This is a genomic window from Leptothrix toolikensis (SeqCode) (genome assembly GCF_057922285.1).
On record NZ_JBYSVC010000035.1, the window covers coordinates 1 to 26,960 of the forward strand.

The window sequence follows — 26,960 nt, forward strand, 5'->3', positions numbered from 1 at the left end:
TTGCGCGCTTCCTTGGGCATCTTGGCAGCGGCGATTTTCTTCTCGACTTCTTCGAGATCCGCGCCTTCTTCGCCTTCGCCCAATTCCTTCTGGATCGCCTTGACCTGCTCGTTCAGGTAGTACTCGCGCTGGCTCTTTTCCATCTGGCGCTTGACGCGGCCCCGGATGCGCTTTTCGACTTGGAGGATATCGACCTCGTGTTCGAGCAGCTCCAACAGCTTTTCCAAGCGGCCGGCGATCGGGAACAGATCAAGGATGGCTTGCTTGTTTTCCAGCTTGAGCGGCAAATGCGCCGCGATGGTGTCGGCCAGACGACCGGCATCGTCGATCCCTGCAATCGATGTCAGGATCTCGGGCGGAATCTTCTTGTTGAGCTTGACGTACTGATCGAACTGCTGCGTCACGGCGCGGCGCAGCGCTTCGGTCTCCGGCGCGCTCAGATCAGCCGGCGGCACGGGCACGGCCACGGCCTTGAAGAACTCGCCGCTGTCGTCGATGCTGGTCGTGTTGGCACGCTGCAAGCCTTCAACCAACACCTTCACGGTGCCGTCGGGCAGCTTGAGCATTTGCAAAATGTTGGAGACACAGCCGGTCTCGAACATGTCTTCGGCCTTGGGCTCATCTTTGCCCGCAGCCTTTTGCGCCACCAGCATGATCTGGCGGCCCGATTCCATCGCTGCTTCAAGCGCCTTGATGGATTTGGGACGGCCCACGAACAGCGGGATGACCATGTGCGGAAACACAACCACATCGCGCAGCGGCAGCAGCGGCAAGGTGATCGGATCAGGGGGAAGTACGGGGTGACCGGACATGGGAACCTCTCTTTCTACGCTCCATGTGGGAGCGTAGCGGTTGAATGCAAGGACAAGTGCCGAAAAACTCAGGCCGCACTGATCTGAGATTCTTCCTTATAGATCAACAAGGGGGAGCCGCCGTTGTCGATGGTGTTGTCATCGACCACCACCTTGGCCACTTGCTCAAGGTTGGGCAGATCAAACATCGTGTCCATCAAGGCCAATTCGACGATGGAGCGCAGACCGCGCGCACCCGTCTTGCGCTTGAGCGCCTTGCGGGCAATGGCGGTCAGCGCATCGAGGCGGAACTCCAGCTCGACCGATTCCATGCCGAACAGCGCTTGGTACTGCTTGACGAGTGCGTTCTTGGGCTCGGTCAAGATCTGCACCAACGCGTCTTCGGTCAGCTCGCCCAAGGTCGCCACCACCGGCAAACGGCCGACCAACTCAGGGATCAAGCCGAACTTGATCAGATCTTCCGGCTCGATTTGCTTGAACAAATCGGTGATGCTGCGCTCGGACGGCCCCTTGACCGTGGCCCCAAAACCAATGCCTGATTTTTCGGAACGGTTCTGGATCACCTTGTCGAGGCCATCAAAGGCACCGCCGCAGATGAACAAGATGTTGGTGGTGTCGATCTGCAAGAAGTCCTGATTCGGATGCTTGCGGCCGCCCTGCGGCGGAATCGAGGCCATCGTGCCTTCAACCAACTTGAGCAGCGCTTGCTGCACGCCCTCGCCCGACACGTCACGGGTGATGCTGGGGTTGTCGGCCTTGCGGCTGATCTTGTCGATTTCGTCGATGTAGACGATGCCGCGCTGGGCGCGCTCGACCTCGTAATTGCAGTTCTGCAACAGCTTTTGGATGATGTTTTCGACGTCTTCACCCACATAACCGGCTTCGGTCAGGGTGGTGGCGTCGGCCATCACGAAGGGCACGTTGAGCATGCGCGCCAAGGTCTGGGCCAAGAGCGTCTTGCCCGAGCCCGTTGGGCCGATCAGCAAGATGTTGCTTTTGCTCAGCTCGACCGCATCGCTGACCTTCTTGCCGCGCTCGGGGCTCAGGTGCTTCAAGCGCTTGTAGTGGTTGTAGACCGCCACCGACAAGGTGCGCTTGGCCTGATCTTGGCCAATCACGTATTGATCGAGCAGCGCCTTGATCTCGCTGGGGATGGGCAGGTCACTGCGGACATCCAAAGCCGCCGTCGGGGCCGACTCGGGGGTACCGATGGCAGCCGCCGCCGCACCGGGCAGCATGTCATCGCGCACGATGTCATTGCACAGGCTGATGCACTCGTCGCAGATGTACACCGACGGGCCGGCGATGAGTTTTTTGACCTCATGCTGGCTCTTGCCACAAAAGGAGCAATACAGGGCTTTCTCGCCGGGAGAGCCTTTTTTGTCAGCCATGGGGAACTACCTTTGTACGAAAGAAGAGCGGGTCAAAACAGATCAAGCCCGACGGGTCAAGACTTGGTCGATCAAACCGTAGGTACATGCATCCTCGGCCGACATAAAGTAATCGCGCTCGGTGTCGTTCTGGATTTTCTCCAGCGTCTGCCCAGTGCGCTCGGCCAAGATCTTGTTCAGGTTCTCACGCAGACGCAGGATCTCGCGCGCCTGAATTTCGATGTCGGTCGCCTGACCTTGGGCACCACCCAGCGGCTGATGGATCATGAGGCGTGAGTTGGGCAGCGCAAAACGCTTGCCCTTGGCCCCAGCCGCCAGCAGGAACGCGCCCATGCTGGCCGCCATGCCCATGCACAGGGTAGACACCGCCGGCTTGATGAACTGCATGGTGTCGAAGATCGACATGCCCGCACTCACCGAACCGCCGGGCGAATTGATGTAGAGCGAGATGTCCTTTTCAGGGTTTTCGCTTTCAAGGAACAGCAGCTGAGCCACCACAAGGTTGGCCGATTGGTCATTGACCGGGCCGACCAAAAACACCACCCGTTCACGCAACAAGCGCGAGTAGATGTCATAAGCCCGTTCACCACGACCGGACTGCTCAATGACCATGGGCACCAGGCCCAGATTCTGTGTATCGATGGCGCTCATGTTTCTTTCCAGGATTCCAGACAACGGCGGGGATTATGCGGGCGCAAGGCGGTCACTGCCGAAGCCCACAAGAACAAGGGCGCCGAAGCGCCCTTGAATGTGCGTCCACGGAGGCCTTGAGGCCTCCGAGCCACATCAGTTCATGGCCATCAGCTCGTCAAAGGTCAGGGCCTTGTCGGTGACGACGGCCTTGCCCAGCACGAACTCGGTGACGTTGTTTTCCAACACCGCCGATTCGATCTCAGCCAGACGTTGGCGGTCGCTGAAATACCAACGGACCACTTCAGCCGGGTTTTCGTAGCTTTGGGCCAGATCGTCGATGTGCGCAGTGAGCTGCTCCGGCGTGACCTTCAGGCCATGCGCGCGCACCATTTCGTTCAAGGCCAAGCCCAAACGCACACGGCGCTCGGCTTGGGAGGCGAACATTTCAGCCGGCACAGGCATCTTGTCGGCGTCCTTGATGCCGCGCGACTTCAAGTCCTCGCGGGCACCGGCCACCAGACGTTCGCTTTCAGCGTCGATCAAGGCCTTGGGCACGTCAAACGTGGCCAGGGTGTCGAGCGCATTCAGCACGGCTTCGCGGTTGCGCGCAGCCAAACGGAACTTGACTTCACGCTCCAAGTTCTTGCGCACGTCAGCGCGCAGACCTTCAACCGTGGCGTCTTGAATGGCCAGCGAGGCGACGAAGGCTTCGTCGATCTCGGGCAGATGCGGCTGCTCCACCTTGGTCAGGGTGACGAGGAAATCGGCTTCCTTGCCCGCCACTTCTTTACCTTGGTAGTCGGCCGGGAAGGTCAGCGGGAAGGTCTTCGACTCGCCCGTCTTCATGCCGGTGACGGCTTGGTCGAACTCGGTGAGCATGCGACCGTCGCCCAGCGTGAACTGGAAGTCTTCGGCACGGCCACCGTCAAAGGGTTCGCCGTCGATCTTGCCTTCGAAGGTGATCGTGACGCGGTCGCCAGCGATGGCGGCTTCGGCGTGCGCACGCTGGCTGAAGGTCTGACGTTGCTTGCGCAGGATGTCAATGGTGCGATCCACCGCGTCGTCGGTCACATCAGCGTTGATGCGCTCGACGCTCAAGCCGGCCACATCGCCCAGTTGGACGTCGGGATAGATTTCAAAAATGGCATCAAAGCTCAACTCACCCGCATCAGCGCCTTCGCGCTCGTTGATGCGCGGCGTGCCGGCCACACGCAGCTGGGCTTCATTGGCGGCTTGCGCGAAGGCTTCGCCGACCTTGTCGTTCATGACTTCGTATTGCACCGAGTAGCCATAACGCTGGGTCACCACGCTCATCGGCACCTTGCCGGGACGGAAGCCGTCAGCCTTGACGGTGCGTGCCAGACGCTTCAGACGGGTGTTCACTTCCTTCTGGATGTCTTGGGCAGACAGCGTCAGCGTGATGCGACGCTCCAGTTTTTCGAGGGTTTCCACGGTAACGGCCATGATCTTGTGCTCTTTCGTTTTCAATCCAGCTGATGGAATCAGCCAGGGTCAACTGGTGCGCGGGGCCGGACTCGAACCGGCACGCCCGTGAGGGCGTCAGGACCTAAACCTGGTGCGTCTACCTATTTCGCCACCCGCGCAGTTTGTTCGGTGCGACCCTTTGCGGTCATCACCCAAACATGAGGGCAGTCTCGAAGCCTCGGAACTGCCCTCTTGGATCCTTGAGGGGCCGTATTCTAGCCACCTGTGAGCACCTTGGGCGCAGGTCGTTGGATACGGAACCACGCCGCGTACATGGCGGGCAGCGCCAGCAAGGTCAAAGCGGTGGCCACAATCAGCCCGCCCATGATGGCCACAGCCATCGGCCCCCAGAAAACACTGCGCGATAAAGGGATCATCGCCAGCACCGCCGCCGCCGCTGTCAGCACGATGGGCCGAAAGCGCCGCACCACGGCTTCGACGATGGCATCCCACGCCGCCACGCCCTGCGCGCGGTCTTGTTCGATTTGATCGATCAAGATCACCGAGTTGCGCTGGATCATGCCCATCAAGGCCACCACACCCAGCAAGGCCACAAAGCCGAAAGGCCGGTCCAAGATCAGCAGCGCTGCGGCCACCCCCGCAATGCCCATCGGCCCGGTCAGGAACACCAGCACGGCGCGTGAAAAGCTCTGCAATTGCAGCATCAAAAGCGTGAAGATCAAGAACAGCATCACCGGCACGCCCGCAGCAATCGAGCCTTGGCCCTTGCTGCTTTCGGCCACCGTCCCCGCCACCTCAATGCTGTAGCCCGGCGGCATGCGCTTCTCAAGCGCACGCAAAGCCGGCTCGACCTGTTGGCTGACCGTGGGGCCCTGCACGCCCTCGATCACGTCCCCTTGAACGGTCACTGCAAATTTGCGCCCCTCGCGCCAGAGCACGCCTGGCTCCCAAGCGGGTGACAACTTGGCCACTTGGGTGAGCGGGATCATCGCCCCGCTGGCCGTCGCTACATAAGCCCCCGCCAAATCGGCCAGCACACGGCGCTCTTGGGCGGGTTGGCGCAGCACAATGTCCACCAGCTTGTCGCCCTCGCGGTACTGGCCCACCGTGTTGCCGCTCAGCAAGGAACGTATCGCCACCGCCACCGATTGGCTGCTGACGCCCAGCGTGCGCGCCCGGTTCTGGTCGATGGCGAGGCGCATCACTGGCACGGATTCGTTCCAGTTGTCGTTGACGCCACGCAGTTGCGGCTCAGCCGCCATGATGGCCTTGGCCTGATCGGCCCAAGCGCGCACCCCAGCCACGTCGGGCCCCATCACCCGAAACTGCACCGGATAGGCCACCGGCGGGCCGTTGGAGAGCAGCTCAACGCGGCTGCGCGACTCCGAGAACGACTCGGCCAAGATGCCCGGCAGCAGCTTGCGCAAGCGCTCACGCGCTTTGAGGTCCTTGGGCATGACGATCACTTGGCTGACGTTGCTTTGCGGAAAGACTTGGTTGAGCGGCAGATAAAAGCGCGGCAAACCACTGCCCACCCATGACGTCAAGCTCTCGACATCCGCTTCGGTGCGGACCCGGGCCTCGAAACGCTTCACCAACGCCTCACTGGCTTGCAGGGTGGCTCCTTCGGGCAACCACAGGCTCACGAGCAATTCGGGTCGGCTGGAATCGGGGAAAAACTGCTGCTGCACCCGCCCCATGCCAGCCAAGCCGAGCACAAAGACCAGCAGCGTCACGCCCAAGGTGATCCAGCGATGCGCCAAACACCACGACACCGTGCGCCGCAAGCGGGCATAAAACGGCGTGTCGAAAAGATCGTGCCCCCCATGCTGCGGCGCATGCACCTTGAGCAAACGCGCGCCCAAATAAGGCACGAAATACACCGACACCAGCCAAGAAATCAGCAAAGCGGCGGCCGTCACGGCAAAGATGGCGAAGGTGTACTCCCCCACGGTCGAGCGCGCCATGCCAATCGGCAAGAAGCCTGCGGCGGTGATCAAGGTGCCGGTGAGCATCGGCATCGAGGTCACTTCGTAGGCAAAGGAAGCCGCGCGCAGCTTGTCGTAGCCTTCTTCGAGTTTGCGCACCATCATCTCGACGGCGATGATGGCGTCGTCCACCAACAGGCCCAGCGCGATGATCAGCGAGCCCAGCGAGATCTTGTGCAGGCCCACGCCCCAGTAATACATGACCACAAAGGTGATCGCCAGCACCAGCGGGATGGTGATGCCCACCACCAAGCCCGGGCGCATGTCCAAGCGCCAGCCTTGATACCAGCGCCGGCCCGCAAAAGCCGCCGAGCGATGCAGCCCCAAGCTGATGAAGCTCACCGCCAACACCACCAGCACGGCTTCGATCAACACGCTGACAAACTCACCCACCGACTTGGCCACCGCCTTGGGCTGGTCCTGCACTTGCTCCAGCTCGATGCCAAGCGGCAACTCAGCACGCGCGGCTTGAACTTCGGCCTGCAAGGCGTGCCCCAAGCGGATGATGTCGCCGCCCTTGGCCATGGCCACGCCTAAGGCGATGATGTTTTTGCCTTGGTAGCGCACCTTCACCGCCGGTGGATCGATCAGCGCGCGTCGCACTTGGGCAATGTCACCCAAACGCACGGTGTTGGCCATGCCGGTGGCAGGGTTCACCGCCCGCACGGGCAGCTCGCGCAAGGCTTGCACGGACTGCAAAGCGCCGCTCAAGCGCACTTGGACGTTGCTCTGCGCGGTTTCCAACACGCCTGTGCCTTCCACAGCGTTTTGCGCGCCGAGTTGCGCGATCAGCGCGTTGAGGTCGATGCCCAGTTCAGCCAGCCGCCGGCCGCTGATCTCGACAAAGATTTTCTCGGGCTGCACGCCAAAAAGATCAACCTTGGCCACATCGTTCAGATGCAGCAGCTTGGAGCGCACGCTCTCGGCAAAGTCGCGCAGTTCTTCGTCGCTGAAGCCATCGGCCGAGAGCGCAAAGATCGAGCCGTAGACATCGCCGAACTCATCGTTGAAAAACGGCCCTTGCACCCCTGGCGGCAAGGTCGAGCGCATGTCACCGATCTTTTTGCGCACTTGGTACCAAAGGTTGGGGACCTCCTTGCCGACCACGTTGTCCTTGACCTGGAAAATCGTGACCGACTCGCCCGGCTTGGTGTAGCTGCGGATGATGTCGGCGTTGGGCACGGCTTGCAGGGTGCGCTCAATCTTGTCGGTGACTTGCTCGGCCACCTGTTCGGCGGTGGCTCCTGGCCACGCGGCCTGAATCACCATGGCGCGGAAGGTGAAGGGCGGATCTTCGTCTTGCCCGAGCTGGAAGTAAGCCACCCAGCCGAGCAGCAACAGCACCACCATCAGGTAGCGCGTCAGCGCCGGGTGCTCCAGCGCCCAACGGGAAACATTGAATTTGGAACGCCCCGAAGGGTCGTGGGGATGCGGATGCATAACTCAGCGCTCCAAGGTTTCGACGTAGCGCCGCACGATTTGGCCGGCGGTCAGCACATGCACACCCGCCGTCACCACCACCTGCCCCGGCTGCAAACCCGTCTTGATGTGCAGCCGATCCCCAACCACCTCACCCAGCTCGACCGACTGCGGCTTGACCGTCATGCTGGCCTCGTCGAGCAACCAAACCACCGTTTTGCCGCCCTGCTCGGCCAAGGCGGTCAGCGGCAGATAAAAACCAGCGTCACCCGCAGCCACGACCGTTCCGCCCGGCATGCTCAGCGTGGCGGTTTGGCCCAATTGCACGGCAGCCCGGCCCAAATCCGCTTTGACTTGGAAGGTGCGTGCCACCGGGTCGGCCACCGCCGCCACTTCGCGCACCGTGGCGGGCACGCTCTGCTCCGAGCCCCAGAGTTGGACGCGCAGCGCCTCTTTGCGCCCCAGCAACGCCTTGACCGCATTGACTTGGTCTTCTGGCACCGCAAAGACCGCGTCACGCGGGCCGTCGTGGGCCAAGCGCAGCACCGGCGTCCCGGCGGCCAAAACCTGGCCGGCCTCGGCTTCGGTGGCGGTGATCACCCCAGCCACATCGGCCAACAAAGCGGCGTACTGCGCTTGACGTTGCTGCACACCCGCTTGGGCGCGGGCAGCGTCCAGTTGCGCTTTGGCGGCCTTCAAAGCCGTGTTGCTGCGATCCATCTCGACCGCACTGATGAAGCCTTGGGCGCGCAGGCCTTGGAAGCGCTGGTTGTCGGCGCTCACCTGATCGAGGTTGGCTTGGGCCGCTTGCAGCGACGCCTGAGCAGCGTCTTGCCCAAGCTTGAGATCGACTGCGTCGAGCTGCGCCAACAGCTGTCCCGGCTTGATATGCATGCCCACCGCCGCCGGACGCTGCACCAACTTGCCGCCGACCCGAAAACCCAAGCGCGATTCGGTCTGGGCGCGAATATCAGCGGCGTAGACCGCACTGCCCGAGCGCTGCTCGGCCTGAACCGTCATGACCCGCACGGCTCGGACCGCTTCCGGCGTGGTAGCCGGGCGACCGCAGCCGCTCATCAGCAACACCAAACCTGCCACCACCCCGAGGCGGCTCCATCCAGCGCGCAACTTGCCAGCGTCGGTTTGCACACGATCCATGACGGCGTCCTTGATTCTTAATGACTTCACAACTTAATGACTACTTAGTCAGCAATGAGCAGTCTACCCGAGACCGGATAATCCGGGCCATGTCGGTTGAACACTACGAAAATTTCCCCGTCGCCTCGTGGCTCTGCCCGCCCGTCTTCCGGCCAGCGGTGGCCGCACTGTACGGCTACGCCCGCACGGCGGATGACTTGGCCGACGAAGGCGCAGCCTGCGCTGAGGATCGTTTGGCCGATCTGGCCGCCTATCGCCAAGATCTGCACGCTATTGCACAGCACCAAAGCCCCTCGCCGCGCTGGGCGGCGGTGTTCAAGGCCTTGGCCCCGGTGCTGCACCAGTACCACTTACCGCTGAACTTGCTTGAAGACCTGCTCTCGGCCTTTGCCCAAGACGTACACGTGCGGCGCTACCCGGATCGACCCGAGCTGCTCGACTACTGTCGCCGCTCGGCCAACCCGGTCGGGCGCTTGCTGCTGCACATCTGGGGCGTGGATGATCCGCAGGCCTTGCGCGAGTCCGATGCGATATGCACCGCGCTGCAACTGATCAACTTCTGGCAAGACTGCACCATCGACCTGCCCCGAGGTCGGCTCTACATCCCCGAGAGCGATTGCTTGGCTGCGGGCGTCGATCCTGAGGCTTTGCTCGCCGGCCAAGACAGCCCAGCCGTGCGCCAACTCATTGCGGCCGAGGTGGCTTGGGCGCGCGACTTGATGAGGGCGGGTACACCCTTGGTGCATCGTCTGCACGGTCGGCTGGGCTGGGAGCTGCGACTGGTCGTGCAGGGCGGGTTGCGCATCCTTGACCGAATCCAAGCCATCGACCATGGCACACTGCGCACGCGCCCGACGATCCAAGCCGTGGACGCACCGCTTTTGCTGTGGCGTGCCTTGCGCATGCGCCCCGACAACCTCTCGCACCGCCCTTCATGAGCCCTGAACAATACGTGCAGGACAAGGCCGCCAAAAGCGGTTCTAGTTTCTACTACGCCTTCCTGTTCCTGCCGCCACCGCGCCGGGCCGCCATCACGGCGTTCTATGCCTTTTGTCGGGAAGTGGACGATGTCGTCGATGAAGTCAGCGATGGCGGCGTGGCGGCCACCAAGCTGGCGTGGTGGCGCACCGAAGTGCAACGCGCCTTTGGCGGCAGCCCCAGTCACCCGGTCACGCAGGCGTTGATGCCGCACGTCAAGGACTACGGCATCCGCGCCGACCATCTGCTCGCGGTGATCGACGGCTGCGAGATGGATCTGTCCCAAACGCGTTACCTCGACTTTGTCGGCCTAGAGCGCTACTGCCACTTGGTGGCCGGCGTGGTCGGTGAAGTTGCGGCCAACATCTTTGGCCGTCAAGCCGAGGCCACCGTGACTTACGCCCACCGCATGGGCCAAGCTTTCCAGCTCACCAACATCATCCGGGACGTCGGTGACGACGCCCGGCGGGGCCGCATTTACCTGCCGGTCAACGAAATGCAGCGCTTTGATGTCAAGGCGCACGAGATCTTGAACCGCGATTACAGCGAGCGTTTCTCGGCCCTGATGCGCTTTCAGGCTGAGCGTGCGCACCAAACCTACGACCAAGCGTTGGCCTTGCTGCCCGAGATCGACCGCCGCGCCCAGCGCCCGGGCTTGATGATGGCCAACATCTACCGCACCTTGCTGCGCGAGATCGAAGCCGATGACTTTCAAGTCCTGCATCAACGCATCTCGCTCACGCCGCTGCGCAAGATCTGGATCGCCATGCGCACCAATTGGCAGGGGCGCTGAGCATGGTGCAGGTGACTCTTGCTGGCGGGCGCAACTTTGAAGCTGGGCCGGACGAATCGATGTTGGCAGCCGCCTTGCGCGCTGGCATCGCACTCGAACACAGTTGCTTGACGGGCCGCTGCGGCGCGTGCAAAGCACAGATCAGCCACGGCCAGACCCGAAGCCTCCACGAAGAGGTCGGTCTTGAGCCCCAAGATCGCGACGCGGGCTGGATCCTGAGCTGTGCCCGCTCAGCGCTCACCGATGTCCACCTCGAAGGCATCGAGGATCTGGGTGTGCCGCTGCCGCCGGTCAAAACCCTGCCTTGCCGCATCCAGAGCCTGAGCTTGCTGGCTCCCGATGTGATGGGGGTGGTGCTGCGCCTAGCACCGCAACAAGCGTGGATGCATCACGCGGGTCAATCCATCGACGTCATCGGTCCCGGTGGCTTGCAGCGCAGCTACTCGGTGGCCAACGCGGTGGCCCCAACCCAGGGCGTTCAGCTTGAGCTGCATATTCGGCACGTCCCCGGCGGGGCCATGAGCCGCTACTGGTTCGAGCAGGCCAAACCCAACGATCTGCTGCGCCTGCGCGGGCCGCTAGGCACCTTCTTTTTGCGCGCCTTTGCCCAGCGCGATTTGATTTTCTTGGCCACTGGCACCGGCATCGCCCCGGTCAAGGCCATGCTGGAAAGCTTGGCGCGGCTGCCGCAGGCCGAGCGCCCCCGCTCAATCTCGGTCTACTGGGGCGGACGAGAGCCGGCCGACCTGTACTGGCAACCGCCTCTAGACCCCGTCCAGCACTATCGCTATGTGCCGGTGTTATCCCGCGCCGGTGCGGACTGGGTCGGTGCGCGCGGGCATGTGCAAGACGTTTTGCTCGCTCAATCACCCCACCCATCGCCCGTTTTGAGCCAAAGCACGGTCTACGCCTGTGGGTCGGACGCGATGGTCCACGCGGCTCGCGAGCGGCTGATCGAAGCGGGCCTGCCCGCGCGCCATTTCCACGCCGACGCCTTCGTGTGTTCGGCACCGAACACCGCATCCTGACGACAAGGCCTCCCATGAAAGCTGTGATCTTGGCCGGGGGCTTGGGCACACGCCTGAGCGAAGAAACCGCCACCCGTCCCAAGCCGATGGTTGAAATCGGCGGGCAGCCCATCCTCTGGCACATCCTCAAAACCTACGCCCATCACGGCGTCAATGACTTCGTGATCTGCTGCGGCTACAAGGGCTACGTCATCAAGGAGTACTTTGCCAACTACTTCTTGCACATGTCGGATGTCACCTTTGACATGCGCAACAACTGCATGGAAGTCCACAGCAAGCGCGCCGAGCCATGGAAAGTCACCTTGGTCGATACCGGCGACGAGTCGATGACCGGGGGGCGCCTGCGCCGGGTCGCCCCTTATGTGCAAGACGAGGAAGCTTTCTGCCTGACCTACGGCGACGGCGTGGGCGACATCAACATTCAAGCCACGCTGGACTTTCACCGCAGCCATGGCAAAGCGGCCACCCTGACCGCCACCTATCCGCCGGGTCGCTTTGGGGCGCTGGACATCCAAAGCCGCCAAGTCATGCGCTTCAAAGAAAAGCCGCAAGGCGATGGCGCGATGATCAACGGGGGCTACTTTGTGCTCTCACCCAAGGTGCTGCCCTACCTCAAGGACGACAGCACGATCTGGGAGCAAGAGCCCCTGATGCAGCTGGCCGAAGATGGCGAACTGATGGCCTACGAGCACCACGGTTTCTGGCAGCCGATGGACACCCTGCGCGACAAGATTCACCTCGAAAAACTCTGGGACAGCGGCCAAGCGCCTTGGAAAGTTTGGGACTGACATGCATCCAGCGTTTTGGCGCGGCAAACGCGTTTTTCTGACCGGGCACACCGGCTTCAAAGGCAGTTGGCTCAGTTTGTGGCTGCAAGCCCTCGGGGCAGAGGTCCACGGGCTGGCGCTGGCACCGCCGACCACGCCGCACCTGTTCGGCACCGCCCGGGTGGGCGACGGTATGGCCAGCACGACCCAAGACATCCGTGACTTGGATGGCGTGCTGCAAGCCATGCAAGCGTTTCGCCCCGAGATCGTCATCCACATGGCGGCCCAACCGCTGGTGCGCTTGTCCTACGCCGAGCCCGTCGCGACCTACGCCACCAACGTGATGGGCACGGTGCATGTGCTTGAAGCAGCGCGCCACACCGACAGCGTGCGGGTGATCGTCAACGTCACCACCGACAAGTGCTACGAGAACAACGAGTGGGTCTGGGGCTACCGCGAGAACGAGCCCATGGGGGGCCATGACCCCTACAGCAACAGCAAGGGTTGCGCCGAACTGGTGACCCGTGCTTATCGGCGCTCGTTCTTTCAAAGCCGAGGCCAAGGCAGTGGGATCGCTTTGGGCTCGGCGCGCGCGGGCAACGTCATCGGTGGCGGCGACTGGGCGGCAGATCGCCTCGTGCCCGATATCCTGCGGGCCTTCGAACGCCACGCGCCAGTGGTGATCCGCAATCCACACTCGACCCGTCCTTGGCAGCATGTGCTGGAGCCGCTTTCGGGCTACTTGACCTTGGCCGAGCATCTCTGGCAACACGGTCAGACGTATGCCGAAGGCTGGAACTTCGGCCCCATGGATGACGATGCTCGCCCGGTGCGCTGGATCGTGGAGCGGCTGGTGCAAGCGTGGGGCGGCGACGCCTGCTGGCAGCTTGACGGCACCGATCACCCACACGAAGCGGGTTACTTGAAACTTGACATCGCCAAAGCCAAACACCGGCTCGGCTGGCAGCCTTGCTGGTCCTTGGACCAGGCCTTGGAGCGCATCGTGCAATGGCACCAAGCCTGGTTGGCCGGCCAAGACATGCAGGCACTTTGCCTCGAACAGATCCAGAACTACACCCAAGCCATGAATAGGAAAGCAGCATGACGACAGCGGCCAAGACCCCCGATCAGTTGCGCGCCGAAATCGCCCAGCTCGTGCAGCAATACGCCGACATCACCTACGCCCCCAAGGCCTTCGAACCGGGTCAATCGGTGGTGCCCGTCTCGGGCAAAGTCATCGGGGCCAAGGAATTGCAACTGATGGTCGAAGCCTCGCTGGACGGCTGGCTCACCACCGGCCGCTTCAACGCGGCCTTTGAAGCCCGCTTGGCGCAATACCTTGGTGTCAAGCATCTCATCACGGTCAACTCAGGCTCCTCGGCCAACTTGGTCGCCTTCTCGACCCTGACCTCGCCCCGCTTGGGCGAACGCGCCATCCAGCAAGGCGACGAGGTGATCGGTGTGGCGGCGGGTTTTCCAACCACCGTCAACCCGATCTTGCAATTCGGCGCGGTGCCGGTGTTTGTCGATGTCGATCTGGCCACGCACAACATCGATGCCAGCCTGATTGAAGCCGCCATCACGCCCAAAACCAAGGCCATCATGCTGGCCCACAGCTTGGGCAACCCGTTCAACTTGGATGTCGTCACCGCGCTTTGCAAAAAGTACAACCTCTGGCTGGTTGAGGACTGCTGCGACGCCTTGGGCGCAACCTATAAGGGTCAGCTGGTCGGCACCTTTGGTGACATCGCCACGCTGAGTTTTTACCCGGCGCACCACATCACGATGGGCGAAGGCGGGGCGGTGTTCACCAACAACGCCGAGCTCAAGCTGATTGCCGAATCCTTCCGCGATTGGGGCCGGGACTGCTACTGCCCACCCGGCAAGGACAACACCTGCAACAAGCGCTTTTGCTGGAAGCTTGGCAACCTGCCCGAAGGCTACGACCACAAGTACACCTACAGCCACCTGGGCTACAACTTGAAGATCTCGGACATGCAAGCGGCCTGCGCCTTGGCGCAGTTGGACCGGCTTGACGAGTTCATCGCGGCGCGCAAAGCCAACTTCGCCTACCTCAAGGAACGCCTGCAAAGCTGCGCCGAGTTCTTGCATTTGCCCGAAGCGACCCCGCACTCGGATCCGTCGTGGTTTGGTTTTCCGCTGATCTTGAAGGAAAGCGCCGGGGTCAAACGGGTCGATCTACTGAACTATCTCGATCAAAACAAGATCGGCACGCGGCTTTTGTTTGCGGGCAACCTGACCCGTCAGCCCTACATGATCGGCAAGAACTACCGCGTCAGTGGTGAGCTGACACGCACCGACGTGGTGATGAACCAGACCTTCTGGTTGGGCGTCTATCCGGGCCTGAGCACCGAACAACTCGACTTCGTGGTGCAGCGCCTCGAAGAATTCTTCGGCCTCAACTTCTAAGCGAATCGTTTCGCCGCCCCCATGGACTTCACCGAAGAACTGCTGCCCGGCGCTTGGCGCGTGAAGCTGCGCCGCATCGACGATGCCCGAGGCCATTTCGTCAAGACCTATGCCCGCTCGGTGTTTGAGCAAGCGGGGGTGGTGATTGAGCACGCCGAGTCGTTCTATTCGCTCTCAAACCGCGACGTGATTCGGGGCATGCATTTCCAAGTGCCGCCGCGCGATCACGCCAAGTTGGTGTACTGCCCAGCCGGGGCCCTGTTGGATGTTTTGCTGGATCTGCGCCCCGGCCCGGGTTTTGGACGCTCAGCCCAAGTGGTGCTGAGTGCCGATGAACCCAGCTTGGTGCTGATGCCCCCGGGCATCGCCCACGGTTTTCGTGCCCTGCAAGACGGCACCGTGGCGGTCTATCACACCAGCACGGAGCACAGCCCCGCCCATGACCAAGGTGTGCGCTGGGACAGTTTTGGCATGGATTGGGGCTTGGGTGATGCCCCCGCCATCGTCTCGGCCCGCGACCAAGCGCACCCGAGCCTGCGCGATTTCGCCAGCCCGTTTTGACTTTTTCCGAACTTGCCCGGCACACCATGAAGCTCTTCGTCACCGGCGGGACCGGCTTTGTCGGCTCGCATGTTCTCCAGCAAGCCTTGGCCGCAGGGCACGAGGTCATCGCCCTGCGCCGGCCTGGTAGCCAAACACGCATCCCCCTCGACATTGAACCCACCTGGATCGACGGCGCGCTTGACGGCGACCATTTGGAGGTCCTGCGTGGTGTGGATGTTTGGGTGCATCTGGCCTCCCATACCCCCAACCCGCCCTACGCACCGCTGGACGCCTGCCTGTACTGGAACGTCTACGCCCCCATCAAGCTGGCGCAACAAGCCTTGCAAGCCGGGGTGGGTCGCTTCATCGTGGCGGGCAGTTGTTTTGAATATGGCCAAGCGGCCGAAGGTCTGGATGAGATCCGCACCGACACGCCCTTGGCACCCACCCTGTCCTACCCCAGTTCCAAGGCGGCGGCGTCCCAAGCCTTTGCCGGCTTTGCCCGCGAGCATGGTGTGCAGTTGAAGCTGCTGCGCATCTTTCAGGTCTACGGCGAAGGGGAACAAGCCAGCCGACTTTGGCCCAGCCTGCGTCTGGCGGCCCGCAGCGGCGCTGATTTCCCGATGAGTGCGGGCGAGCAAGTGCGTGATTTTGTCGATGTGGTCGATGTGGCACGGCAATTCATCCGCCATCTCGATTTCGACACCCCCCCCAGTCCCAAGGGTGAGCCCTCCATTCACCACATCGCCAGCGGCCACCCTCAAACCCTGCTGGCTTTTGCCCAGCATTGGTGGGCCCACTGGGGTGCCACCGGCAAGATTCTGCCGGGTGCCATGCCTTACCGAAAGCATGAACTCATGCGTTTGGTGCCTCACCTTGATCCCGACACGCCCCACGACCATGCCTAAGATCAGCGTCATCCTGCCGACATTCAATCGCATCGATTACCTGCCCCAAGCGCTAGAAAGCATCTTGGCGCAGCAGGACGCTGATTTTGAAATCATCGTTTCCGACAATGCGTCCACCGACGGGACCGAAGCGTACATGCAGCGATATGCCGCTGATCCCCGCATACGTTACTCACGCAACACCAGCAACATCGGCATGGTCGGCAACTGGCGCAAAGCTATTTTTGAGCTGGCGCAGACCGAATGGTTTCTGCTGATGTCGGACGACGACTATTTCACCGATCCAACGTACCTGCGCGATGCCTCAGCCCTGATCGACGCTCATCAACCCACCTTTGTCTATGCCGGCGGTGAAGTCCTCGACACCGTCACGGGCGTGGCGACCCGCATGACACCGCCCTTCGACGGGGTGGTGGATGGCAAACAAGTTTTTGCCTCACGCGGCACCGTGGCACCGCAGGACATCATCCTGTGCAACATGCTTTTCCGGCGCAGCGATGCTCGCAGACTGGGGTTTTTGGCCAATGAGCACAACCTCAGCACCGATTCGGAGCTTTATCTCAAACTCGCCGTGGAAGGCCCTGTGGGCGTGATCCCTCGGCCGGTCTGCGTCTATCGCTGGCACCCGGGCAATTTGATCAAAACCGTGCATGAGTCACCCAAGTTATTGCGTGGCAATCTCGAATATTTGGTCTTGCCTTATGCCCATGCCAAAAATCTAGGCATCGACCGCGCCACCCTAGACGAATATCGCAACAACGTTCATCTACCCCAACAAATCGAGCACACCCTCAAACAGCTTCAGCGCATGGATGACGCGCTTTATTGGGAGTGCATTGATTTCGCTGAACGCCACGTCCCGGAATTCATGCCAAGGATCCGCAAGCATTTGCGCATCAAATTCATCCACTATCGTCTGCGTGTATGGCTGGGTCTGTGGCGTTCAAAGACATGAACATGAAACCCCGCATCGCCGTCGTTGGCGGTGGCTGGGCGGGGCTGGCGGCAGCGGTGGCGGCGGTGCAGCGCGGGGCACAAGTCAGCTTGTTCGAGATGGCCCCCACCTTGGGCGGCCGGGCACGCAGTACGGCACCCAAACACGACGGTGCGCCCGCGCTCGACAACGGCCAGCACATCTTGATCGGGGCCTACAGCGCCACGCTGGGTTTGATGCGGGCGGTGGGCGTCGATCCTGAACAGGTCCTGCTGCGCCGCCCGTTGAGTCTGGTCAACGCCCAAGGCCAAGGTCTGCGTTTGCCCCAAGGCCCGGCCCTGATCGCGCTCACCCGAGGGGTGCTGAGCCACCCCGCTTGGACGTGGCCCGAGCGTTTGGCCTTGCTGGCCCGGTCGGGCGTTTGGGCGCTACGCGGTTTTCGTTGCGACCCGCGCTTGAGCGTGACAGAGCTCTGCCATGGCATGGCCCCGGCGCTGCGGCGCGATTTGATCGACCCTTTATGCGTGGCGGCGCTCAACACACCGGCTGATCAAGCCAGCGCGGAGGTGTTTTTGCGCGTGCTGCGTGACGCGCTCTTTTCAGGGCCGGGGGCCGCCGATTTGCTGCTGCCTAAAGCGCCGCTGGCGGAACTACTGCCCGGTCCGGCGCAGCGCTGGTTGGAGCAACGCGGCGCAACGATCACTTTGGGGCAGCGCATCGAGGACTTGGGAGCCTTGAGCACCGCCGACGCCCCAGGCGCCGACGGCATCATCTTGGCGTGCTCAGCCCTTGAAGCCGCCCGACTGACGCAAGACCTCGCGCCCGCATGGTCCCGAGAAGCGGCGGCTTTTGGCTACGAGCCGATCATCACGGTCAATCTGCAAGCCCACGGTCTTGACGGCCGCCCGCTGAACCTGGCCGCACCGATGGTGCAACTGCCCGAGCACACCGAGGCTCAGCCCAACCCGGCGCAGTTCGTGTTCGATCAAGGCCAGATCCAAGGCCAAAACGGACGATTCAGCTTCGTGATCAGCGGCGCAGCGCCTTGGGTAGAACGCGGCCAAGCCGCAACGCTTGCAGCGGTCCAAGCTCAAGCCGAGGCCCTGTGGCCCGGTGCCCGCTTGGCAGCCGAGAGCTATGTCGCTGAAAAACGCGCCACCTTCCGCTGCACACCGGGCCTACATCGCCCCGCCGCACGCCCCGACCCGCGCCTGAGCCCGCGTTGGGTGGCCGCAGGCGATTACATTGAAGGGCCTTATCCCGCCACGCTGGAAGGGGCCGTGCGCAGCGGTCAAGCCGCTGCGCAAACCCTTCTGGGCTGATCAGGCCGCGAAGTTGGCTTCAGCAAACGCCCAGTTGGCCAGCGAGGTCAAGAAGGTTTCGACGAACTTCGGGCGCATGTTGCGGTAGTCGATGTAGTAGGCGTGTTCCCAGACGTCGATGCACAGCAGTGCCTTGTCGGCGGTGGTCAGCGGGGTGCCGGCCGCGCCCATGTTGACGATATCGACCGAGCCGTCGGCCTTCTTCACCAGCCACGTCCAGCCTGAGCCGAAGTTACCCACGGCCGAAGCTTGGAAGGCCTTCTTGAAGTCGTCGAACGAACCCCACTTGGCGTTGATGGCGTCAGCCAAAGCGCCGCTCGGAGCGCCGCCGCCGTTGGGCGTGAGGCAGTTCCAGAAGAAGGTGTGGTTCCAGACTTGGGCCGAGTTGTTGTACACGCCACCCGCAGAGGTCTTGATGATGTCTTCGAGGGCAGCGCTCTCGAAAGCCGTGCCTTTGATCAGGTTGTTCAGGTTGGTGACATAGGCCTGATGGTGCTTGGCGTAGTGGTATTCGAAGGTTTCCTTCGACATGTGGGGGGCCAAAGCATCGGTGGCAAACGGCAGAGCGGGCAGTTGATGTTCCATGGAGACTCCTTGAGGATGTGAAGAGGGATGGGATCAGTGTGAGCGGGCGATTGTAGGCAGCCTCAGGCCGATGCACCGGGCAGCACGGCGGTCACCACAGCCTCCACCCGGCCATCGCGCAAGACGACGCTGAACGCATCGCCCGCCGACAAAGCCGCCGTGGTGCTGATCGGCCGCCCCGCAGCGTCGCGCACCCAGGCGTAACCCCGCGCTAGCACGTGGGCCGGGTCGAGGGCGGCAAGCCGGGCGTGCAAAACATCCAGCCGAGCAGCCCGGCTGGTTTGCTGCTCATGCAGCGCCTCGACCAGCCGCCGCGCCAGTTGATCCAGCTTTTGCTGGCGGCGCTGCAAACCGTCGCCCGGCCGAGCCAAGCGCAGCTGGAGCCGATCCAGGCGCTGCTCATCGCGCTCCAAACGGCGCTGCATCCGAGCGTGCGCTTGGCGCGCCAAAGCCGCCAAGGCTGCGAGCGCATCGACACGCGCCACGGCCACCATCTCAGCGGCGGCGGTGGGCGTGGGTGCGCGCACATCGGCGGCAAAGTCAGCCAAGGTGATGTCGGTTTCATGACCCACACCGCACACCACGGGGAGGGGTGAAGCCGCGATGGCCCGCACCACCCGCTCGTCGTTGAAGGCCCACAGGTCTTCCATCGAGCCACCGCCCCGGCAAACGATCAAGGTGTCGATGCCCGCGTTGCGCCCGGCTTCGCGAATCGCCTGCGCCAGCAGGGGCGGTGCCTCCACGCCTTGAACCGGCGCGGGGTAGATCAAGACTTCGACATGCGGCGCGCGGCGCTGCAAGGCCGTGACCACATCGTGCAGCGCCGCTGCCGCCAGCGAGGTCACCACACCGATGCGCCGTGGGTAGGCGTTGATGGCGCGCTTGCGGGCGGCGTCGAACAAACCTTCCAGCGCCAGCCGGGCCTTGAGCTGCTCAAACTGCGCCATCAAGGTGCCCGCCCCCGCTTGGCGCATCGCTTCGACGATGAACTGCAATTCCCCGCGCGGCTCAAACACCGCCACACGGCCCCAGACCTCGATTTTTTGGCCTTCCTGCGGCGAAAAATCCAGCCCGCTGGCGGCGCGGCGGAACATGGCACAGCGCAAACTGGCCGCGCCATCGCTGGATTTGAGCGTGAAATAGCAGTGCCCGCTGGCCGCACGGGTGAATTGCCCCAGCTCACCTTGGACGGTGACGGCCGAAAATGACTCGCCGAGGGTCTCGGCCACAGCGCGCACCAAGGCGCTGACATCCCATATTGCTTGCATGTGCCTCATGAAAGAGCAACCTAATTCAACATCAATTGCGACAAGGACTTAGCACTGCTGTGCCCAGCTTATCAACACACTTATCCACAGGAAACGGGGATGAAATGGGGGTAAAACGCGACCCCAAGGTCATCTCGCTCCAGTCTATCCACACCCTGTGGATAACTTCAGCGCCACGAATCAACACGCAGGCCTTGCAGGAACCCCGCCCCTTGCAGCGATAATCCGCGCGGCTGCTTTGGCAGTCCGAAGCTAGGACTTATCACCCCCGGGGGAAACGTTGTTTTCGATCATACAAGCGGCCGGTTGGCCGATCTGGCCCTTGATTTTGTGTTCGATCACCGCTTTGGCGGTGGTCATTGAGCGGTTCATGAGCCTGCGCGAGATTCGCGTGGCCCCACCACGTCTGCTTGACGAAGTGCTGAACCTGAGTCGCAATGGCATCCCTTCGGACGATGTCATCAGCAAGCTGGAGCAGAGCTCGGTGTTGGGCAGCGTTTTGGCTGCCGGGCTGAATGCGGCGCAAAGCGATACGCGTCTGCATGAAACAGGCCTGCGCAATGTGCTCGAAGCCAGTGGTCGCGCTGCCGTGCATCAGCTGGAGCGCAACCTCAACACCTTGGGCACCATTGCCTCGGCCGCCCCCTTGTTGGGTCTGCTGGGCACGGTGGTCGGGATGATTGAGATCTTCGGCTCGCAGTCGCCTGCCGGGGGCACCAACCCTGAATTGCTGGCTCACGGCATCTCGGTGGCGCTCTACAACACCGCCTTTGGCTTGATCATCGCGATCCCTTCGCTGATGTTTCATCGCTATTTCCGGGGTCGGGTCGATGCCTATGTGCTCGACTTGGAGCAAGCCAGCGAACGCCTGATTCCGCCCCTGCTGCGCAACTTGCATCGGCATTGACCCAAGGACAGATTCCATGGCCCTGAACTTCAGACATCGGCGCAGCGAAGAGCCCGAGATCAACTTGATCCCGTTCATCGACGTGTTGTTGGTGGTGCTGATCTTTTTGATGCTGTCCACAACCTACACACGCTTCAACGAGCTGAAGGTCACGCTGCCGATTGCTGACACCCAAAAAGTCAAGCAAACGCCGCGTGAAATCACCGTGACCATTGGGTCGGACGGGCGCTACAGCATCAACGGTCGCCTGACAGAAGGCTCCAGTGTCGAAGTCATCACCGCCGCCTTGGTCGTGGCAGCTGAAGGCCAACTCGACAGCCCGGTGGTCATCTCGGCCGATGCGCTGGCCACCCATCAAAGCGTGGTCACGGTGATGGACGCCGCTCGGCGGGCCGAGCTGTTGCATCTGACCTTTGCCACCCAGGGCTCACGCAGCGGCGCGGCCGCACGTTGAACCGTGGTGAAGCAGCGGTGAAGCTCGCAGCCCGCATCGAAGCGAGCTGGCACACCGGCGGGGCCTTGCAGCGGTGCTTGCGCCCAGCCGCGCTGCTGTTCGGTGGCCTCGTGGCGGCTCGGCGCGCGCTTTATCGCCGGGGCTGGCTGGCAAGCCACAGCTTGAACGTGCCGGTGGTGGTGATTGGCAACCGGGTGGTGGGGGGTGCCGGCAAAACGCCGCTCACCATCGCTCTTGTTGAGGCCCTGCGCGCTGAGGGCTGGCACCCTGGCGTCGTCTCACACGGCTATGGCCGGCGCAATGCGTCCAACGTCTTGGCGGTGCAGCCGCAAAGCCGCGCCGAAGACGTGGGCGATGAGCCCTTGTTGATTCAACGCCGCACCCATGTCCCCCTGTGGGTGGGGCGAAACCGGGTCGAAGCCGGCCGGGCGCTGCTGCAAGCCCATCCTGAAGTGGATGTCTTGCTGTGCGACGACGGTCTGCAACACCTGCGGCTGCGGCGCGATGTCGAGATCGTGGTCTTTGATGAGCGCGGCGCGGGCAACGGCTGGCTGTTGCCGGCCGGCCCCTTGCGCGAGCCGATCCGTGTGCGCAGTGGCGTGCCGCAGTTGGTGTTCTACAACGCCGCACGCCGCAGCACCGACTTGCAAGGGCCTTGCGGCGAGCGCCAATTGGATCGCCTGCTGAGCTTGGCGGACTGGTGGCAAGGCGGCACCGCTTCACCCAATTCATCCGATCCGCTGACCGAGCTGACCGAACTGGCTCAGCGACCCGTGCTGGCTTGTGCCGGCATTGGTCAGCCGGAGCGCTTCTTCGAGGCCCTGCGCCAACGCGGTTTGGCGCACTTGACCACGCTGGCCCTGCCGGATCATCACGACTTTCAGACCACCCCTTGGCCCTGGCCAGCGGGTACCACCGATGTCATCGTCACCGAAAAAGATGCCGTCAAGATCGACCCTACCCGGCTGGCTCAAGACTGCCCCGGCCTGCGATTGTGGGTCGCCCCCTTGACCCTTAAGCTACCCCCGGCCTTCATCAAGAGCGTGATGGCCTCCTGTAGGATTCCGCCATGGATAACCGACTGATTGCCCTGCTGGTCTGCCCCTTGTGCAAGGGTGCTTTGCGACTCGACCACGAACACCAAGAACTCATCTGCGCAGCCGACCGGCTGGCCTTCCCGGTTCGTAACGGCATGGCGGTGATGCTCCCGAGCGAAGCGCGCGAGATCGAAGCGGGCACCACCGACGTCATGCCCTTGAACCCATGAACCACCCATGAGCTACACCATCGTCATTCCTGCGCGGCTGGCCTCGACCCGGCTGCCGCGCAAGCCCTTGGCCGACATCGAAGGCGCGCCCATGGTGGTGCGGGTGGCGCAGCGCTGCCGACGCACCACCGCGCGCACCGTGGTGGTGGCCGCAGACAGCCCGGAGATCTTGGCCGTCTGCCAAGCCCACGGCGTCAGCGCCTTGCTGACACGGCGTGACCACGCCACCGGCAGCGACCGGCTGGCCGAAGCGTGCTCGCTGCTGGGCTTGGGGGACCAAGAACACGTGATCAACGTCCAAGGCGATGAGCCCTTCATTGAGCCCGACTTGGTCGAAGCCTGTGCCCGGCTGCTGATCACGCATCCCGAATGCGTCATGAGCACCGCTGCGCACCCCATTGATTCGGTCGAAGAGTGGCTGAACCCGAACGTGGTCAAGGTCGTCACGGACCGTATGGGCAAGGCGTTGTACTTTTCACGCGCGCCCATTCCGTGGTGGCGCGACGGCTACTTGGCCGAGCCCGGCGGCTACGCCCAACTGCCCACCCCGGCTCCGCTGCGCCATGTGGGGCTGTACGGCTACACAGCGGGCTTTTTGCGGCGCTTTCCGACCCTGCCGGTGAGTCCGCATGAGCAAACCGAATCGCTGGAGCAGTTGCGCGTGCTCTGGCACGGCGAGCGCATTGCGGTCCACGTCAGCAGCCAGCGCCCCGGCCCCGGTGTCGATACCCCCGAAGACTTGGAGCGGGTGCGCCAACTGGCCCGCGAAAACCCCCATCTTTGGGACTGATCCGTGGCGAGATCCGGGACGAAAAACCGCCCTGCTGCGTCAGTTTCAAGGTAGGCATCGCATGGTATTCTCGCCCGCGTTTTTTGTATTCCCGCACGGGCTGAGGCCGCAGCCGTGACGCCATCAAAACACCGAGGAGATCCATGAGACTGATTCTGTTGGGCGCACCCGGCGCCGGCAAAGGCACCCAAGCCGCCTTCATCTGCCAAAAATACGGCATCCCCCAAATCTCGACGGGCGACATGTTGCGCGCCGCCGTCAAGGCTGGCACCCCGCTGGGCGTGACCGCCAAGAAGGTGATGGACGCGGGTGGTTTGGTCAGCGATGACCTGATCATCGGTCTGGTCAAAGAACGCATTGCGCAAGCTGACTGCGCCAACGGCTTCTTGTTCGACGGCTTCCCGCGCACGCTTCCGCAAGCCGACGCCATGAAAGCCGCCGGTGTCAACCTCGACTTGGTGCTCGAAATCGACGTGCCCTTCGAGGCCATCATTGAGCGCATGAGCGGCCGGCGCTCGCACCCGGCTTCGGGCCGAACCTATCACGTCAAGTTCAATCCGCCCAAGGTGGCTGGCAAAGACGACGTGAGCGGCGAAGAGCTGGTGCAACGCGACGACGACAAGGAAGAAACCGTCAAAAAGCGTTTGGACGTCTACCAAAGCCAAACGCGCCCCTTGGTCGATTACTACTCGGCGTGGGCCGCTACCGGCGACGCCACTGCGCCGCGCTACGCCAAGATCCACGGTCTGGGCACGGTCGAAGAAATCACCGCGCGCGCCTTGGTGGCGTTGGGTTAAACCCATTCCAAGAGCCACTCTCATGGACATCGCCGGCAAGGTTTTCATCGTCACCGGAGCGGCCTCCGGTTTGGGTGAAGGCACGGCCCGCATGTTGGCCCGTGAGGGGGCCATCGTGGTCGTGGCCGATCTGCAAGATCGGGGCGAACAGGTGGCCGCTGAGATCGGCGGTGCCTTTGTGCGCTGCAACGTGGCCTCGGAAGACGACGGTCGCACTGTTGTCGCCAAGGCCACGGCCTTGGGCAAGTTGATGGGGTTGGTGAACTGCGCGGGCATTGCCCCAGCGGCCAAAACCGTCGGCAAAAACGGCGCGCACGCGCTGGAGCTGTTCAGCAAGACGATCAGCGTCAACTTGATCGGCAGCTTCAACATGATTCGCCTCGCCGCAGAAGCGATGGCCAAGAATGCGCCGGAAGCCACCGGCGAGCGCGGCGTGTTGATCAACACCGCCAGCGTCGCGGCCTATGACGGCCAGATCGGCCAAGCCGCTTACGCCGCCAGCAAAGGCGGCATCGTCGGCATGACCTTGCCGATTGCACGCGACTTGGCGCGCGACGGCATCCGCTGCATGACCATCGCCCCCGGCATCTTCGGCACACCGATGCTTTTTGGCATGCCCCAAGAGGTGCAAGACGCCCTCGCCGCTGGCGTGCCCTTCCCCAGCCGCCTGGGTCGGCCCGAGGATTACGCCAAGCTGGTGCAGCAGATCATCACCAACGAGATGCTCAACGGCGAAGTGATCCGCCTTGACGGCGCGATTCGCTTGGCACCGCGCTGATTCCCTCGTTGAGGCCGCTAGACTTGCGGCCGTGATTCCACCCGCCTTCCTCCAAGATCTCCTCAGCCGCACCGACATCGTTGCGGTGGTTGGGCGCACGGTGCAGCTTAAAAAAGCTGGCATCAACTACAAGGGTCTGTGCCCCTTCCACGGCGAAAAATCGCCCAGCTTTGTCGTCAGCCCCACGCGCCAGACCTACCACTGCTTCGGCTGCGGGGTCCACGGCAACGCGGTGGGTTTTTTGATGGAACAAAGCGGCTTGGGCTTCATCGACGCCGTCAAAGATCTGGCCCGCGAAGTGGGCATGAACGTGCCCGAAGAAGAAAGCTCGCCCGCTGAGCGCGCCCGCGCCGCCGAAGAAAAGAGCCGTCGCATCACCCTGACCGAGGTCATGAGCCGCGCCGGCGACCATTACCGGGCCGAGCTCAAAGCCAGCCCACGGGCCATCGCCTATCTCAAAGAAGGTCGGGGGCTGTCGGGCGAGATCGCGGCGCGCTTCGGTTTGGGCTACGCCCCCGCCGGGCCGCACAGTTTGGCCAGCGCTTTTGGGCAATACGACGACCCGCTCTTGATCGAAGCCGGGCTGGTGATTCATCGCAACGAAGAGGGCGAGGACGGTCGGCGCTACGACCGTTTCCGCGACCGGATCATGTTCCCGATCCGCAACGTGCAAGGCGAAACCATCGGCTTTGGCGGTCGGGTGCTCGACCGGGGTGAACCCAAGTACCTCAACTCGCCCGAAACCCCGCTGTTCGTCAAAGGCCGCGAGCTTTACGGCTTGTTTGAAGCCCGCAGCGCCCTGCGCGAGCACGGCCACGTGCTGGTCACCGAGGGCTACATGGATGTGGTCGCCCTAGCGCAACTCGGCTTTGCCAACGCCGTGGCCACGCTGGGCACAGCCTGCACCGCCGACCACGTCGCCAAGCTGTGCCGTTTCACCGATCAAGTGGTGTTCAGCTTCGACGGCGACGCCGCCGGCCGCCGCGCCGCCGTGCGCGCCATGGAAGCCGCCCTGCCCCACGCCCAAGACACGCGCAGCTTCAAGTTCCTCTTCCTACCCACCGAGCACGACCCCGATTCCTTCGTCCGCACCGAAGGGGCTGATGCCTTTCGCGAACGCATCGCCGCTGCCGTGCCCTTGTCGCTGCAAATGATCGAGGTCGCCTCGGCCGACTGCGACTTGGCCAGCGTCGAAGGCCGCGCCCGGCTGATCGCCCAAGCTGAGCCACTGTGGCGCGCCCTGCCCGAAGGCGTGCTGCGCTTGCAGATGGTGGCCGAATTCGCCCGCAGCGCCCGCATGGAAACAAGTGACTTGGGCCAACGCTGGGGCACCGAAAAACCGCAGCGCACCAAGTCGCGCTCAGCGCCTTACGACAACACGCACGCCGCGCGCCCCCCGCTGCCCATGCCGATGTCTCGGGGCAACATGGGCGGCAAACAACCCCTGATCACCCGCCGCCCCGAAGACCGCGCCGCCACCTTGCTGCTCCAAGCCAGCCACTGGTGGAGCGACCTCAGCGACGCCGATCACACCCTGCTTTGCGAACTGCCCGACTGGCACGGC

At 62.9% G+C, this 26,960-nt stretch carries 26 protein-coding genes and 1 tRNA gene; 18 read left to right on the forward strand and 9 right to left on the reverse strand.

The window, feature by feature from the left end; all coding sequences use genetic code 11:
- The 7 genes from AC3VI7_RS06970 to AC3VI7_RS07000 all read right to left on the reverse strand — a co-directional run.
- On the reverse strand, nt 1–812 hold an 812-nt coding region (locus AC3VI7_RS06970; RefSeq protein WP_489671435.1), incomplete at its 3' end, for an LON peptidase substrate-binding domain-containing protein.
- 68 nt (nt 813–880) lie between these two features.
- Nucleotides 881–2,203 carry an ATP-dependent protease ATP-binding subunit ClpX gene (gene clpX / locus AC3VI7_RS06975; RefSeq protein WP_489668430.1) on the reverse strand — a complete coding sequence of 441 codons (1,323 nt, stop codon included), beginning with the start codon at nt 2,201–2,203 and terminating at the stop codon, nt 881–883.
- Between the two features lie 42 nt (nt 2,204–2,245).
- Nucleotides 2,246–2,854: an ATP-dependent Clp endopeptidase proteolytic subunit ClpP gene (gene clpP / locus AC3VI7_RS06980; protein WP_489668431.1), complete on the reverse strand. Its 609-nt coding sequence runs from the start codon at nt 2,852–2,854 to the stop codon at nt 2,246–2,248.
- A 135-nt stretch (nt 2,855–2,989) separates the two neighbouring features.
- On the reverse strand, nt 2,990–4,300 hold the full coding sequence (tig, locus tag AC3VI7_RS06985) for a trigger factor (protein ID WP_489668432.1): 1,311 nt from the start codon (nt 4,298–4,300) through the stop codon (nt 2,990–2,992).
- A 53-nt stretch (nt 4,301–4,353) separates the two neighbouring features.
- Nucleotides 4,354–4,440: transfer RNA gene (locus AC3VI7_RS06990), tRNA-Leu, on the reverse strand.
- Between the two features lie 96 nt (nt 4,441–4,536).
- The gene (locus AC3VI7_RS06995) at nt 4,537–7,710 is read right to left on the reverse strand and encodes an efflux RND transporter permease subunit (RefSeq protein WP_489668433.1); all 3,174 of its coding nucleotides are present in this window, start codon (nt 7,708–7,710) and stop codon (nt 4,537–4,539) included.
- A 3-nt stretch (nt 7,711–7,713) separates the two neighbouring features.
- The gene (locus tag AC3VI7_RS07000) at nt 7,714–8,847 is read right to left on the reverse strand and encodes an efflux RND transporter periplasmic adaptor subunit (protein WP_489668434.1); all 1,134 of its coding nucleotides are present in this window, start codon (nt 8,845–8,847) and stop codon (nt 7,714–7,716) included.
- Nucleotides 8,848–8,936: 89 nt separating this feature from the next.
- On the opposite strand from AC3VI7_RS07000, the gene hpnC reads away from it, so the two are divergent.
- Genes hpnC through hpnE form a run of 10 tightly spaced genes read left to right on the forward strand, consistent with a single transcriptional unit; the run spans nt 8,937 to nt 18,550 of the window.
- On the forward strand, nt 8,937–9,785 hold the full coding sequence (gene hpnC, locus AC3VI7_RS07005; protein WP_489668435.1) for a squalene synthase HpnC: 849 nt from the start codon (nt 8,937–8,939) through the stop codon (nt 9,783–9,785).
- Complete coding sequence (gene hpnD / locus AC3VI7_RS07010) at nt 9,782–10,618, forward strand: presqualene diphosphate synthase HpnD (RefSeq protein WP_489668436.1); 837 nt, start codon at nt 9,782–9,784, stop codon at nt 10,616–10,618. The genes hpnC and hpnD overlap by 4 nt, the downstream gene beginning before the upstream one ends.
- Before the next feature lie 2 nt (nt 10,619–10,620).
- The gene (locus tag AC3VI7_RS07015) at nt 10,621–11,646 is read left to right on the forward strand and encodes a 2Fe-2S iron-sulfur cluster-binding protein (RefSeq protein WP_489668437.1); all 1,026 of its coding nucleotides are present in this window, start codon (nt 10,621–10,623) and stop codon (nt 11,644–11,646) included.
- A 14-nt stretch (nt 11,647–11,660) separates the two neighbouring features.
- Nucleotides 11,661–12,434, forward strand: a complete 774-nt coding sequence (gene rfbF / locus AC3VI7_RS07020) for a glucose-1-phosphate cytidylyltransferase (RefSeq protein WP_369415673.1) — start codon at nt 11,661–11,663, stop codon at nt 12,432–12,434.
- 1 nt (nt 12,435) lies between these two features.
- Entirely contained in the window at nt 12,436–13,518 is a 1,083-nt protein-coding gene (gene rfbG / locus AC3VI7_RS07025) for a CDP-glucose 4,6-dehydratase (RefSeq protein WP_489668438.1), read from the forward strand.
- Nucleotides 13,515–14,843, forward strand: coding sequence for a lipopolysaccharide biosynthesis protein RfbH (gene rfbH, locus AC3VI7_RS07030; protein ID WP_489668439.1), 1,329 nt, complete (start codon nt 13,515–13,517; stop codon nt 14,841–14,843). The genes rfbG and rfbH overlap by 4 nt, the downstream gene beginning before the upstream one ends.
- Nucleotides 14,844–14,864: 21 nt before the next feature.
- Nucleotides 14,865–15,404 (forward strand): dTDP-4-dehydrorhamnose 3,5-epimerase family protein, encoded by a 540-nt coding sequence (locus AC3VI7_RS07035; protein WP_489668440.1) that lies wholly within the window; start codon nt 14,865–14,867, stop codon nt 15,402–15,404.
- A gap of 26 nt (nt 15,405–15,430) precedes the next feature.
- A complete protein-coding gene (locus tag AC3VI7_RS07040) occupies nt 15,431–16,294 on the forward strand; it encodes an NAD-dependent epimerase/dehydratase family protein (protein WP_489668441.1) in 864 nt (287 codons plus the stop codon).
- Nucleotides 16,287–17,249 carry a glycosyltransferase family 2 protein gene (locus AC3VI7_RS07045; RefSeq protein ID WP_489668442.1) on the forward strand — a complete coding sequence of 321 codons (963 nt, stop codon included), beginning with the start codon at nt 16,287–16,289 and terminating at the stop codon, nt 17,247–17,249. The genes AC3VI7_RS07040 and AC3VI7_RS07045 overlap by 8 nt, the downstream gene beginning before the upstream one ends.
- Complete coding sequence (gene hpnE / locus AC3VI7_RS07050; RefSeq protein WP_489671436.1) at nt 17,246–18,550, forward strand: hydroxysqualene dehydroxylase HpnE; 1,305 nt, start codon at nt 17,246–17,248, stop codon at nt 18,548–18,550. The genes AC3VI7_RS07045 and hpnE overlap by 4 nt, the downstream gene beginning before the upstream one ends.
- On the opposite strand, the gene AC3VI7_RS07055 is transcribed toward hpnE, so the two are convergent.
- The gene (locus AC3VI7_RS07055) at nt 18,551–19,135 is read right to left on the reverse strand and encodes a Fe-Mn family superoxide dismutase (RefSeq protein WP_489668444.1); all 585 of its coding nucleotides are present in this window, start codon (nt 19,133–19,135) and stop codon (nt 18,551–18,553) included.
- Nucleotides 19,136–19,197: 62 nt separating this feature from the next.
- Nucleotides 19,198–20,403 carry an exodeoxyribonuclease VII large subunit gene (gene xseA / locus AC3VI7_RS07060; protein WP_489668445.1) on the reverse strand — a complete coding sequence of 402 codons (1,206 nt, stop codon included), beginning with the start codon at nt 20,401–20,403 and terminating at the stop codon, nt 19,198–19,200.
- A 280-nt stretch (nt 20,404–20,683) separates the two neighbouring features.
- On the opposite strand from xseA, the gene AC3VI7_RS07065 reads away from it, so the two are divergent.
- From AC3VI7_RS07065 to dnaG, 8 genes are all read left to right on the forward strand, one after another.
- Entirely contained in the window at nt 20,684–21,310 is a 627-nt protein-coding gene (locus AC3VI7_RS07065) for a MotA/TolQ/ExbB proton channel family protein (protein ID WP_489668446.1), read from the forward strand.
- Between the two features lie 22 nt (nt 21,311–21,332).
- Nucleotides 21,333–21,764, forward strand: a complete 432-nt coding sequence (locus AC3VI7_RS07070; RefSeq protein WP_489668484.1) for an ExbD/TolR family protein — start codon at nt 21,333–21,335, stop codon at nt 21,762–21,764.
- Between the two features lie 17 nt (nt 21,765–21,781).
- Nucleotides 21,782–22,849 carry a tetraacyldisaccharide 4'-kinase gene (lpxK, locus tag AC3VI7_RS07075; protein WP_489668447.1) on the forward strand — a complete coding sequence of 356 codons (1,068 nt, stop codon included), beginning with the start codon at nt 21,782–21,784 and terminating at the stop codon, nt 22,847–22,849.
- A complete protein-coding gene (locus AC3VI7_RS07080) occupies nt 22,834–23,031 on the forward strand; it encodes a Trm112 family protein (protein WP_489668448.1) in 198 nt (65 codons plus the stop codon). The genes lpxK and AC3VI7_RS07080 overlap by 16 nt, the downstream gene beginning before the upstream one ends.
- A gap of 7 nt (nt 23,032–23,038) precedes the next feature.
- Nucleotides 23,039–23,821 (forward strand): 3-deoxy-manno-octulosonate cytidylyltransferase, encoded by a 783-nt coding sequence (kdsB, locus tag AC3VI7_RS07085; RefSeq protein WP_489668449.1) that lies wholly within the window; start codon nt 23,039–23,041, stop codon nt 23,819–23,821.
- Nucleotides 23,822–23,964: 143 nt separating this feature from the next.
- The gene (gene adk / locus AC3VI7_RS07090) at nt 23,965–24,618 is read left to right on the forward strand and encodes an adenylate kinase (RefSeq protein WP_489668450.1); all 654 of its coding nucleotides are present in this window, start codon (nt 23,965–23,967) and stop codon (nt 24,616–24,618) included.
- 22 nt (nt 24,619–24,640) lie between these two features.
- Entirely contained in the window at nt 24,641–25,396 is a 756-nt protein-coding gene (locus tag AC3VI7_RS07095; protein WP_489668451.1) for a 3-hydroxyacyl-CoA dehydrogenase, read from the forward strand.
- A 31-nt stretch (nt 25,397–25,427) separates the two neighbouring features.
- A partial coding sequence (gene dnaG, locus AC3VI7_RS07100) for a DNA primase (RefSeq protein ID WP_489671437.1) occupies nt 25,428–26,960 on the forward strand: 1,533 nt, incomplete at its 3' end.